Consider the following 12,923-nt stretch of genomic DNA (forward strand, 5'->3'; position numbering starts at 1 on the left):
GTGAAAAGACAGAGAAAGGGCTTGCCTTTTGAGGCAAACCCTTTCTCTGTCTTTTCACCTTATGAATTAAATCTGTATCCCGCTCCCCATAATGTTTCGATGTATTCAGGGTTAGATGGATCTTTTTCAATCTTTTTTCTTATCTTTTGGACATGAACAGGCACAGTTGCCGTATCGCCAAGGAACTCATTTCCCCAGATCGTCTCGAAAATATGCTCTTTACTAAAAACGATGTTCGGATTGGTCGCAAAAAAAACTAGCAGTCCATATTCTGTGGTCGTCATTTGAACTTCTTTGCCATTAACAAAGACTTTATGAGAGGCGGTATTTATTTCTAATCCTCTATGGTTTATTACTTCAGAAGCTGATGTTTTCCCCTTAAGCCGTTCATATCTCATAATATGAGATTTAACCCTTGCTACTAACTCTGCAGGACTAAAGGGCTTAGTTAAGTAATCATCGGCTCCCAGACCTAGTCCCCTGATTTTATCAATATCTTCATTTTTAGCCGATACAATAATTACTGGAATCTCAAATTTAGCGCGAATTTCCTTCGTGATGGAATAACCATCTTTACCCGGCAACATCAAATCTACAATAATAACATTATACAAACCGGATAGCGCCTTCTTCAAACCCTCTACTCCATCTTGAACTATTTCCGCTTCATATCCATTTAACTGGAGATAATCACGTTCTAATTCAGCAATATTTTGATCATCTTCAATAATTAAAATTCGTACCATGCCTAGCCTCTTTCCTAATCATTTTATGATCGGAAGTCTTATTGTAAAACAAGAACCTTGATTTTCAATACTCGTTACTGCAATCGATCCTCCATGGGCTTGCACAAGTTCCTTAGCTATCGCTAGACCAAGCCCCGTACTCATTAGATCCTTAGTCCGCTCATTATCTATTCTATAAAACCTATTAAAAACATTAGGAAGTTTATCTTTAGGAATTCCCGGGCCATTGTCTCGAATATCAATGCCTATAAAATCATCTTGGCGATCCATTGCGATCTCGATGGTAAGGGCCTGATGGGATCCATATTTAACGGCATTTCCTAGAACATTTTTGAAAGACTGATACAACCTTTTCCTATCGATACTAATAAGGCAATCCCCGACCATCTTATTGGCATAGTGAAAATCGATGTTCCTTTCTTCAAGTTCAAACTTAAATTCTTCCATTAAGTCATCCATAAAAGGTCCTATATAAATACTTTCAAAATTAAACTCCATTTTTTGAAGATCCAACTTGGAAAATAAGAAAAGATCATCAATTAATTTATCAACATAGGCGGTATTCTGATAGATGGTTCTAAGATATTTATTTACTTTTTCTGGCGAAGTAACTACCCCATCCAATATTGCTTCAATATAACCTTGAACCGATGTGATGGGTGTCTTAAGATCATGAGAAATATTGGCAATGAGCATCTTGCGATTTTCTTCATACTCTGACTTCATTTTCTCACTTGCCTGTAGTTTTTGAGCCATTTCATTAAAGGAATCCACTAATAACCCCATGAAACCTAAATCACACATTCCATCGTTTTCTACTCTTACATTATAATTCCCTTTAGAGATCTCCTCCACTCCATTTTTCAGCTGATTAATAGGTTTAAATACTCTTTTCTCTAACCTTCGCAGAAAAAGATATTGCAAAACCTCTTTAATAACGATAAATACAGCAAAGAAAAGACTTATTGACCTTATACCTGCCCATCTAAACAGCAAGTAGAGAATGATGAAGTTAAATATGATACTAATCGGACGAAAAAACCGCAAAGACCTGTGATATTGATTAAATTCCCTGTGTTTCCTCTGGAATTCTTGATGCCGGAATAATTCGCGTTGCTGCTTATGGAATTCTTGATGTCGCCTCTGAAATTCCGGATGACTCTTTTGGAATTCATTTTGGCTCCAATGAAATTCAAGATGTCGCCTATGGAATTCCGGATGGTCCCTATGGTGAAGGATCTTATGTTTTTCGTATTTTACAATTATACGTTTCAATAGACTCTCAAACACGTAAATCACCTGAATTTCTTCCTTTTGTGTGTTCATTATACTGAGAATAAGGACGCAAAACAATTCAATTGTTCTGCGTCCTCGAATTGAAAAATAATCTTGTTTAGTTTTTACTAACTAAACAAACACAATTCCGCTTTGAGATTCAGATTATGGTTTTCATCAAGATCATTCATTTGTTTTCCGTCAACTATGACCAAGATCTTCTCAACTTCTCGATTTTTACTAATCCAAAGATTCAACTCGATCTTTGGTTCTTGAAGGCTAAGGAACTCTTTCATAAAGCCATGATGATGTTGGTGGTGGTGCTCAGGCATTGCTCTCTGGCTCATTCTTTCCTGAATGACCTTTTTCATGTCATCCGGGATTTCGTTTAAGTTTAAGGAAAGGATGACAGACTTATCATCTTTTTCTTCCACCTTAATTTGATTAAACAGATTGAGGACGAACGCTAGCTTCGTTAATTTCCCTTTTATTCCTCCACATTTCAGATCATCATGATTTTCAGCGCAATGGTGGCTGTGGTGATGGTGACCCATATGTCGCATAAAGCCAGGATGCATTTTCCCATGGCAACCCTGCATAGTAAACTCGGTTTGACTTTCATGTTTCACTTTCTTACCATCATAGTCTAGTTCTGTACTAAGCTTGACTTTAGTCTCACCGGTTGCAAGATTCTTTTCAAATTGATTAACAAAATCAACAATTTTAGTTTGATCTTTCATCCCTTCAACTTTTAGCGCACCGCTTATAGCCTCCTTATCTTTCATTGTGTTAACAACATCGTACATAAGTTTAAATTTACTCATTAATACCAACAACCTCCCTGTATTTTTGCTACAATTTCATTATAACGGGAGGTTTTAAACTCTTTTTAATGCAAATATAAAAATTTAATAAAAATACTCTAAAATAAAATACAGAGGTTCACTTGAGCCTCTGTATTTTAGTAAGAGCTAATTCTTAAGTTCTCAGATTTTATGAATGCCACTGCACAGATCCGGCATCTCCATGATAGCGGGGGATAACGTGAACATGTAAGTGAAACACTGTCTGCCCAGCGGCTTCCCCCACATTAACTCCTACGTTGTATCCGTCTGGATGAAACTGCTCATCCAGTTGCTCTTTAACTTTTCTAAGTAGATCCCCAATACTCGCCATCTCTTCTTTAGTCGCATCAAAGAGGTTTGCTGTGTGCCTCTTCGGAACTATTAGGACATGTCCAGCACTGACAGGATATTTGTCAAAAAACGCCCGCGCTAGCTCGTTTTCAACTAAGATTTGTGTTTCCGGCAATGTACAAAACACGCAATCATTCATTTAATTTTCCTCCTCAAACTTATTATCTGTTATTTATGGACGAATAAAGAAACACAATTATATAGAAACAATCTTAAATAGAGCCTTTTTTAATAATGCTGCCAATAAACTCTTCAGATCTGGGTTTTCCATGGTAATACCCCTGTGTGAAATCACATTTCGCATTAATTAAGTAGTTAAGTTGTTCTAACGTCTCAACACCCTCTGCCATCGTTTTGATATTGAGCTTATTCACTAGGGCAATGATCAACTCCGTTAAATTATTATGGGGATTCAAAAAATCAATTCCCTGCACAAAAGATTTATCAATTTTCAACAGATTGATTGGGAGTCTCTTTAAATAACTCAATGATGAATATCCTGTCCCAAAATCATCCAGTGCTATTCCGACCCCGAGTTCTTTAAGGGTTGCTAATTTATTGACAACACTATCAAAATTATCAATAAAACTACTTTCTGTTATCTCTAATTCCAGACTTGTTGGCTTTAGCCCCGAAGATTTAATGGCCTTTATAACAATTTGTTCAAACTCTTTATGCTGCAATTGAATCGGGGAAATGTTCACTGCCATAATTAGGTCGCAGCCATATTGATCTTCAAATTTTCTACACGTAAGACTTGCGGTGTTTAAGACCCACTCGCCAATCGGGATAATCAGACCGGTTTCTTCGGCTATAGGTATGAACTCCATGGGGTTTAAAAAACCCATATCAGGGCTGTCCCAACGGATTAATGCTTCAAAGCCGCGAAGTCTCCCCTTAGCAGTATATTGCGGTTGATAATATAAAACAAATTCATTGTTCTTTATTGCTTTCCTTAGTAATCGTTCAATATTCGCCTTTTGCAAGAGCTCATGTTTCATTTTAAAATTAAAAAATTGATACCCATTTTTCTCATATTTTTTAGCTTGATACATGGCTGTCGTTGCATTATTCAGGAGTTCTTCATTAAATTCTCCGTCATCTGGATAGATTGACACTCCTATGCTTGCTGTTAGATTGAGAGTTCCGTTAGTAATCTTAAATGGTTCTTCAAATGCTAACTTAATCCTTTTCATGAGGTAAAAAATAACATCATCTTCCGGTTCTACATCTTCTATTAACAGAGAAAATTCATCTCCGCCTAAGCGAGCAGCCGTATCCTTTTGGTCAATACATTTTAGTAATCTTCTTGACGTTTCCACTAAAAGAGCATCACCCATAGAGTGTCCTAGGGTATCATTGACAACTTTAAAATCATCTAAATCAAGGACTACTACAATTACCTGAGTCGCTTTCTTTTTTGCTATTTGGATCGCGTTTTTCAACCGTTGTAAGAAAAGAACTCTATTGGGGAGATCCGTTATAAAGTCATAATAGGCCATATGTTGTATTCGCTTTTCGTTTTCTTTTATAGCTGTTATATCTTGATTAGTACCTATCACTCCAATGATCTTCCTCTTTAGATCAAACAACGGGGATATAGTGACATTATAATAGCCAACGCCTCTGCCATCTTTCATTTCATAACTGAAAGTAAAAAAACTAACTTTGCCATGCTTGATTGCTTCAGAAAATGCGTTATTCCAGTCATTAATATAACTGGGATCCTTTTGAATATCAGTCATGCTCTTACCAATAACCATTTCTTTTGACAGGCTATAAACTTCACAAAATTTTTCATTGACTGTAGTGATAACACCCTTGCTGTCGCAACTATAAATTACATCATGGGAGTTGTTCACAAGTGTTTTGTATCGTTCTTCACTAAGTGCTATTAACTCTCTATTTGTTTGAATGACAGCTAACTGTCGCCTGATCTCATCTTCAGATTCCCTTAACTCTTGGTATAGAGTTGTCTGGATTAACTCTTCCATCTGTTGTCTAAGTTCTTCTTCCGTAGCTGTAAATTTCTCATCCACGTTGCTACATCCCCTATTTTTGTATTAGGTTCCATATAAAATGCGTTTATGAAATAGCCCATTATGTACTTCACTTTTGTTATCTAGTAGACATAGGCAGTACGTTCATAATATCGTTAGTTAAATTATTCTTCTTATTCTTCGTCTTTCTCTAAAATCCTCCTTCTGCCATACTTCCCCACCAAAACTGGTCAGCTTCAGTTTGGAGATACGGGGCAAATGAAACTTAAACGATTGATTTAATATATTAGTCTCGCTTCAATCCAAGCCCTATTAATTTGATTGTTCAGAATAATAGGTCAATTCTATTCGGTAACAAGCTATGGGTTCTAAGGTCACGAAGGGATAAAATTTCGTTTTCTTGACTATAATTTCTTTAGTACCCTTTTGTGGAAATAGGTTTACGAAGCGAATTGCAAAAAGTACTTTAATGGAGGTACCCATGATTGAATTAGTTAAAACGATGAACCCTGAAATCATTGAACGCATTGTTGAAATAGAAGCAGAAGCCTTTGGATCGGGGGGCTTAAATGTATGGTATCTTGAGCCGCTCATCAGGCACGGTCGTGTTTATATCTATCGATTGAATAACGAAATTGTTGGTTTAGTAAATTATATGTTAGATTGGGATAACCCTAAAAAGGCGTATATGGTCGGAGTTTCTATATCTAAAGAGTCACGTGGTCAAGGAATAGGGGCTAAACTACTTTCAGAGAGCTTCGCTGCTTTAACCAAGGAAACTATTGAAGAAGTCGAGCTGACCGTGGACCCGGATAATGTTGCAGCCGTTAGGCTTTATGAAAAAAAATTAGGATTCCTGGCAATGGATTTTAAGCAGGATGAGTATGGTAAAGGCGAAGGAAGGCTGGTAATGAAACTTCTCTTGACTAACTTCGGGGAGAAAGACGTTATGTAAATGAGCAGAATAAGCGCGTTAAACTATCTGTATCGTGCACTATAACAAATTACAAGCTTGAAACCCTCTGGAAAATTGACGTACGTTAATTCCTAGACGCTTGTTAAAGCTTTAGCCGATCCTTTGCTATTTCAAATAACCAAAAGATCGGCTAAATCATATAATGAAGTCAGGATTCTATTGTCATGAGGAGGGATAGCTATGTTTAGTTATAGCAAGCCGTTATTTTTTCCGGTTAATGTTCAGCACCGTGACCCTGTATTTGGTCAAGTATTGCTCGAGCACTATGGGGGCAAGGACAGTGAATACTCGGCTGCAACACAGTACCTAAATCACCGTTCCAACATGCGTAACCGCTATCTTCGTGATCTTTTGGGCCTCATCGCTGCAGAAGAAATGGGTCACATGGAAATGATTGCGGTGGCTATTAACAAGTTGGGCGGGCCACCTCTGAGTTATGTCAATTCCCAAGGGATTCCTTGGAATATGAGTTATGTTGATCAAAACCTAGACCCAATTGCGATGCTTCAAGCTGACGTTGAAGCTGAAGTTCGAGCAAGAATTTTATACAACCAGCATTTTAATCTGACAAATGACCCGGATCTTAAAAAAATGATTGGTTTCTTAGGCAGCAGAGAGGATGTACACAAACATCTTTTCCAAAGAGCCCAGATGTTGGTTCAGCACTCGGCACCATCAGAACAATTCAACGACTTAATTATTGAATATAAAATGAGTTTGAGAATCTTTGAACACTAGAAGTTAGTAATGTGTCATGCGCTTAGGAAAGAGTACGATCTCTTCCTAAGCGCTTTTCTATCCGTTTTGAAAGATAATACAACCTATTTACTTCCCACGGGATATAACGATAATTCTAAGTCTTTCTCCTTAGTTAGTTTACTTTTGATTTGGGACTGGACTGAGAACTCAAAAATCAAAGCATATATCTTTTTTACTAAATCAGGGGAAAGTTGTAGTTCAGTGCCCAGGTTAACTAAGCGCTGAATAATTTCTTTTTCCCGACTAGTATCTTTAACCCGATCCAGTCGTTTCTGATCGCCTACTTTTCTGACTATCTGCATCCTAACTGCTAGCCTTTCGATTATGGTTTGGTCTATACCGTCAATCTGGCTACGCAGAGATTCAAGGGTTTCCCCATCATCACCCTGCCCTCCAGAAGCAAAGACTCTACTGACCGATCCTGCGACTATTCCTAGCTCTCGGGCTAGTTGAACAAACTGTTCTGGGTACAAGGACTGAGGACCATCGCTTGTAGCCTCTGCAGGATTTGGGTGCATTTCGATCAATAAGCCATCCGCACCTGCTGCTATAGCGGCCTTAGACAAGGACGAAATCAAATCTCTTCTCCCTGCAGCATGACTTGGATCGACAATAACCGGGAGGTGAGAAAGCTCTTTGGCGACTCCAACAGCACTAAGGTCTAAGGTGTTTCGGGTACTGGGCTCATAGGTGCGTATTCCCCGTTCACAAAGGATAACGTTGGGATTGCCGGCGGATAAAATATATTCAGCTGCCAACAGCCATTCCTCAATTGTCGCTGATAAACCCCGTTTAAGGATAATCGGTTTGTTAATTTTCCCAACCATTTTCAGAAGCTCAAAGTTCTGCATATTCCGAGCACCAATCTGAATAATGTCAATCTGGTCGACTACTAACTCAAGACTTTGCGCATCAATAACCTCTGTAACACAAAGCAAGCCCTGCTCCCGGGCAGCTTGAACTAAATAATTAAGTCCCTCCCGGCCCAAGCCTTGAAAACTATAGGGTGAAGTACGTGGTTTGAAAACACCACCCCGCAGAATTCTTCCACCTGCTTTTTTTACCGTCTCAGCTGATTGCTTCATCTGGATACTTGATTCTACAGCACAGGGTCCGCCCATTAGAATAATTTCTTTACCTCCTATTGTTACTCCTTTAACTTCAATGGAACTGTGCTCTCCTTTTAGGCCTGCTAATTTCAAATCTTTCATAATCAATACCCCTTTCAAATATAAAAATAAAAAGTCCACGGCCCATCCCATCGCAGGGACGAAAGCCGTGGACTTCCGCGTTACCACCCATTTTGGCCAAAATTGGCCCACTCAACAAAAGGTACAGTCTCTTAAAACTCGCGTTTGTCGAGTTCAAGTTTAGGTTTGGAAAATAAAAAACTTCTCATCCCTTGTAGGGACGAGAAGTTATATCTCGTGTTACCACCCAACTTAAGCCAAAAAAGGCCACTCGACAAAGGTACGGGAATTAAAATCCGATACCCCCTTCTTATTAACGGGGAAGAACCGTCCTAGCCTACTAGATAACGTTCAGCCGGCAGCTCGGGAGTGAACTTCGCCTATCACCACACATAGAAGAGTTTCCAGTCGAGACTCTTCCTCCCTGAAAGGTAATAAATAGCCTACTTTTCTCCGTCGTCGCTTTTGAAGATTCAATTATTTGTAATTGTATTATAACACAGATATAAGATTTGTCAACCTAAAAACAGAGCCCGATATTCGGACTCTGGTTAGATGACTTATTCACGTTCTACCTAGGATTAGGATCAAGCCAATAAGGCTGTAGCAGCGATTATACTCAATGCCGCGGCATAATGTAACTTGTCAATCAATCTGAATTTTGCCATGAATTTCATCTCAGAACATAGTATAACCCGTTTCTTAGGTTTTATACAAAACCGCAAAACTTTTTCTATAGGGGAATAAATAGCCTATTTCATTCTGATTCTCTAACTTAACTCATGAATAAACAATCCGCTTCTCAGCTTCGGTTCAAACCAAGTCGATTTTGGGGGCATCAGCTGACCAGCATCGGATACTTCAAACAACTCATCTATTGAAGTTGGAAACATTGAAAATGCAAGTTTCATGTCACTGTTGGCTCTTTTTTCAAGTTCTTTAAGACCTCGTATACCGCCGACAAAGTCTATTCTTTTGTCTGTTCTTATATCTTTGATATTGAGCACTGGAGTTAACAAATGATTTTGCAGCACGGCAACATCGAGTCCCTCTACAGGATCCGTTGAACGGATTTCATCTTTGGCCGTTAACTTATACCATACTCCTTCTAAGTACATCCCAAATGTAGCCTTTTCCATAGGTTTAAAGGGTTCCTCCCCCATTTCTTCAACTAAAAAGACCTTAGCCACTTCAGTCAAAAAACCTTCTTTACTATAACCATTTAAATCTTTCGCTACGCGGTTATAGTCTAAAATCATCAATTGGTCATGTGGGAAAAGGACAGCAAGGAAGAAGTTAAATTCCTCTTCTCCATTATAGTCTGGGTTTTCTGCCCTTCTTTTTAAGCCTACTTTAACCGCTGAGGCTGTTCTATGATGTCCATCTGCAATATAGATGCTTTGTATCGTTTTAAATTCTTTAGAGATTGTTTCGATGTGGCTTTGATCAGCTATTTTCCATATCGTATGTTTAACTCCGTCAGGGGCTAGAAAATCATATAAAGGAGTTCCCATTTTGATCGCGTCGATTACTTCATTGATATTTCTTTGAGAACGATATGCTAAAAATATAGGGCCAGTCTGAGCATCACAAATATCCACATGGTTGATTCGGTCAATTTCTTTATCTTCTCTAGTTTTCTCATGTTTTTTAATGACATTATTAAGATAGTCGTCAATCGCTGCACATCCTACTAAACCAGTCTGAGAACGACCAGCCATCGTCAGTTCGTAAACATAGTAGCAGTTCTGACCTTCTTTAATTAAGACACCTTCCTTGAGCATATCACGAAGACTATCTCTTGCTTGTTCATACACCTTAGTATCATATGGATCGAAGTTCTCAGGAAATTGAGTCTCAGCTCTATCAATTTTTAAAAAAGATAACGGCTCTTTTATTACTTCTTCTAAGGCTTCTTGGCGATTATAAACATCATAGGGGAGTGCTGCCACTTTATTTGCCAGATCTCCTCTAGGTCTTACCGAATTAAAAGGTCTGATAGTAGCCACTACTCTACCTCCACTCCTAAAGTTCTACCGAAGAGTGCGAAACGAAATCAAGGGGATCAAAATCATTTGGTCCCCTTGAGCCATCGTGCTATTTAATGATTCTTACTTTTAAAACTCCGTTAATCTCTCTTATTTTATCGGCTAATTCAGGAGTCACAGGGGATTCAGAATCAAGTATGGTATAGGCATACTGGCCTTTGCTTTTATTAATCATGTCGGGTATATTAATGTTTTCTTTAGCAAACGTTGCTGTGAACTGACTTAACATGTTCGGTATATTTTTATGATTAATGGCGATACGTCCAGCATTATTGCAGACTCCCATGTCACAGCTGGGATAATTAACCGAATTCTTAATATTACCATTTTCGAGGTAGTCAATTAATTGCTTGACTGCCATAACCGCACAGTTGTCTTCTGATTCACTCGTCGAAGCTCCTAAATGGGGAATGGTAGTTACTCCTTCAATACCACACACCTTAGGGTTTGGAAAATCCGTAACGTATTTACCGACTTTTCCAGACTTCAAAGCCTCAACCATATCATCATCAATAACCAAAGTATCTCTTGAAAAGTTTAGTATTTTCACGCCATCCTTCATCATAGCAAAGGAATCTTTGTTGAACATTCCTTTAGTGGAATCGGTTAAAGGTATATGAACCGTAATAAAATCACATTCTCTAAAGATCTCTTCTAAAGACTTAGCTTGTTTAATAAATTTGGAAAGCTTCCAGGCAGCATCCACAGAGATATATGGGTCATATCCGTAGACTTCCATGTCCAACTTGTTTAAGGCATTAGCAACTAGAACTCCGATCTGACCAAGTCCTATGACTCCTAGTTTCTTACCTTTAATTTCTGTTCCAGCAAACTTTGCTTTATTCTTTTCAACCAGTTTGGCAATGTCTGGGTCTTCTTGACAAGAATTCACCCAGTTAATTCCTCCAAAAAGGTCACGTGAAGCCATAACTAAGGATGCTATAACAATTTCTTTTACGCCGTTAGCATTAGCACCCGGGGTATTAAAAACAACCACTCCATTTTCAGCACATTTCTCCAGCGGAATATTATTAACCCCAGCTCCTGCTCTAGCAATAGCCTCTAGTGAAGGAGGAAGCTCTAGATCATGAAGACTTGAGCTTCTCACCAGGACTGCATTGGCATCATTGAAATCATTCACCATTTCATAGTCATCGGTTAAGAGGTTTAATCCCACATTGGCAATATTATTTATACAGTTAATTTTAAACATCATTACTCCACCCCACAAATTTATTTCGTTTAATCTCTGCTTAAATAATTTGGTTTTCTTCTTCGAATTTCTTCATAAATTCAACTAAGGCTTTAACACCTGCCATCGGCATAGCATTGTAAATACTGGCTCGCATACCACCAACACTTCTGTGTCCCTTTAGATTCTCGAATCCAGCAGCTTTGGCTTCTTTAATAAATTTTGCATCCAATTCATCGGAACCCGTAACAAACGGGACATTCATTAATGATCGATCCTTCTTTACAACCGTTCCTCGAAATAGCTTACTGGAATCAAGGAAATCATATAAAATTGCAGCCTTTTCTTGATTGATTTTCTGCATTGCCTCGAGCCCACCCAGATTCTGAACCCACTTAAATACTTTACCGCAAATATAGATCCCATAAGCTGGAGGTGTATTATACAATGACTTGTTATCTGCGTGAGTTTTATATTTTAACATTGTTGGCGTCCCGGGCAATACATCCTCAGTGATCAAATCTTCGCGAATGATAACAACTACAACTCCTGCCGGACCAATATTTTTTTGAACACCAGCAAAAATAAGACCATATTTTGTTACATCAACTGGTTCAGATAAGATATCTGAAGACATGTCCGCAACTAAGACTTTATTTCCGGTTTCAGGTAATTCATTATATTTCGTTCCATAGATTGTATTGTTATGACAGATGTAGACATAATCAGCATCATCAGAAATCTTCAGGCCCTTTAGATCCGGTATATATGAAAACGTCTTATCTTCGGAAGAAGCAATGACATTAATCTTTCCAAATAACTTACCTTCCGAAATAGCTTTTTTGGCCCATTGTCCGGTGTTAATGTGATCCGCGACTTTATTTTTCATCAAATTCATAGGAATCATGGCAAACTGTTGGGATGCCCCGCCTTGAAGGAAGAGGACTTTGTAATTATCAGGAATCTTCAGTAAATCTCTCAATGTATTTTCAGCATCTCCGATAATCTGTTCGAAAGCTTTCGAACGATGGCTCATCTCCATAACGGACATGCCTGCACCTCTGTAATCTAACATTTCCTCCGCTGCTTCTCTAAGCACCTCTTCAGGCAACACCGCTGGACCTGCTGAAAAATTATATATTCTTGCCATAATAATAAATCCTCCTTTATTCATCGTGTTATTTAATCAATGTTGCTTTGTAATTTCCGTTTGTGACAAATAAGTCAATAGTATCATTAGCATGTCCCTTTAGATGAATAGTATCATAAAATTCTCCTTTTCTTAAAATTTCTAATTAAAATGTCTCAAATTGGATGCCCTGGAAAAAAACAAAACCCACCCCATCATTGGGGCGGGAATTCCGCGGTGCCACCCAAGTTCTAACCGATTTAGGGTACATGAAAGCAAACGCTTTAAAATAAATAAAACCTCTCATCCCAATTAGGGACGAGAAGTTATTCCCGCGTTGCCACCCATGTTGCCGAATCGGCCAACTCATGTCCGCGCTATCGGGCGGAACCCGTCACAATTCATCATTGGC

Annotated in this window: 11 protein-coding genes and 1 other annotated feature; of the genes, 2 read left to right on the plus strand and 9 right to left on the minus strand. The window is 38.5% G+C overall.

The window, feature by feature from the left end; translation table 11 throughout:
- Positions 1 to 59 precede the first annotated feature (59 nt).
- From DOT_RS15390 to DOT_RS15410, 5 genes are all read right to left on the minus strand, one after another.
- Positions 60 to 746, minus strand: coding sequence for a response regulator transcription factor (locus DOT_RS15390; protein ID WP_009620557.1), 687 nt, complete (start codon positions 744 to 746; stop codon positions 60 to 62).
- Between the two features lie 18 nt (positions 747 to 764).
- A complete protein-coding gene (locus DOT_RS15395; RefSeq protein ID WP_083824133.1) occupies positions 765 to 2,072 on the minus strand; it encodes a HAMP domain-containing sensor histidine kinase in 1,308 nt (435 codons plus the stop codon).
- A 77-nt stretch (positions 2,073 to 2,149) separates the two neighbouring features.
- Positions 2,150 to 2,845 carry a hypothetical protein gene (locus DOT_RS15400; RefSeq protein WP_009620561.1) on the minus strand — a complete coding sequence of 232 codons (696 nt, stop codon included), beginning with the start codon at positions 2,843 to 2,845 and terminating at the stop codon, positions 2,150 to 2,152.
- A gap of 169 nt (positions 2,846 to 3,014) precedes the next feature.
- Positions 3,015 to 3,356: an HIT family protein gene (locus DOT_RS15405; RefSeq protein ID WP_009620563.1), complete on the minus strand. Its 342-nt coding sequence runs from the start codon at positions 3,354 to 3,356 to the stop codon at positions 3,015 to 3,017.
- Between the two features lie 73 nt (positions 3,357 to 3,429).
- Positions 3,430 to 5,256, minus strand: coding sequence for an EAL domain-containing protein (locus DOT_RS15410; RefSeq protein ID WP_009620565.1), 1,827 nt, complete (start codon positions 5,254 to 5,256; stop codon positions 3,430 to 3,432).
- Between the two features lie 442 nt (positions 5,257 to 5,698).
- Here DOT_RS15410 and DOT_RS15415 point away from each other — a divergent pair, with 442 nt between their 5' ends.
- Together DOT_RS15415 and DOT_RS15420 are read left to right on the plus strand one after the other, a co-directional pair.
- The gene (locus DOT_RS15415; RefSeq protein ID WP_009620569.1) at positions 5,699 to 6,172 is read left to right on the plus strand and encodes a GNAT family N-acetyltransferase; all 474 of its coding nucleotides are present in this window, start codon (positions 5,699 to 5,701) and stop codon (positions 6,170 to 6,172) included.
- A 201-nt stretch (positions 6,173 to 6,373) separates the two neighbouring features.
- Entirely contained in the window at positions 6,374 to 6,931 is a 558-nt protein-coding gene (locus DOT_RS15420; protein ID WP_009620571.1) for a manganese catalase family protein, read from the plus strand.
- Positions 6,932 to 7,014: 83 nt separating this feature from the next.
- On the opposite strand, the gene DOT_RS15425 is transcribed toward DOT_RS15420, so the two are convergent.
- From DOT_RS15425 to serC, 4 genes are all read right to left on the minus strand, one after another.
- Positions 7,015 to 8,163: a bifunctional 3-deoxy-7-phosphoheptulonate synthase/chorismate mutase gene (locus DOT_RS15425; RefSeq protein ID WP_009620573.1), complete on the minus strand. Its 1,149-nt coding sequence runs from the start codon at positions 8,161 to 8,163 to the stop codon at positions 7,015 to 7,017.
- Positions 8,164 to 8,355: 192 nt separating this feature from the next.
- Positions 8,356 to 8,611 (minus strand) — a binding site (T-box leader).
- A gap of 301 nt (positions 8,612 to 8,912) precedes the next feature.
- The gene (locus tag DOT_RS15430) at positions 8,913 to 10,151 is read right to left on the minus strand and encodes a DUF1015 family protein (RefSeq protein ID WP_040412379.1); all 1,239 of its coding nucleotides are present in this window, start codon (positions 10,149 to 10,151) and stop codon (positions 8,913 to 8,915) included.
- 88 nt (positions 10,152 to 10,239) lie between these two features.
- Positions 10,240 to 11,403: a phosphoglycerate dehydrogenase gene (locus DOT_RS15435; protein ID WP_009620577.1), complete on the minus strand. Its 1,164-nt coding sequence runs from the start codon at positions 11,401 to 11,403 to the stop codon at positions 10,240 to 10,242.
- Positions 11,404 to 11,443: 40 nt separating this feature from the next.
- A complete protein-coding gene (serC, locus tag DOT_RS15440) occupies positions 11,444 to 12,532 on the minus strand; it encodes a 3-phosphoserine/phosphohydroxythreonine transaminase (protein ID WP_009620579.1) in 1,089 nt (362 codons plus the stop codon).
- Positions 12,533 to 12,923: the final 391 nt, after the last annotated feature.

Origin of the sequence: Desulfosporosinus sp. OT, assembly GCF_000224515.1 — a bacterium.
Lineage (GTDB): Bacteria > Bacillota > Desulfitobacteriia > Desulfitobacteriales > Desulfitobacteriaceae > Desulfosporosinus.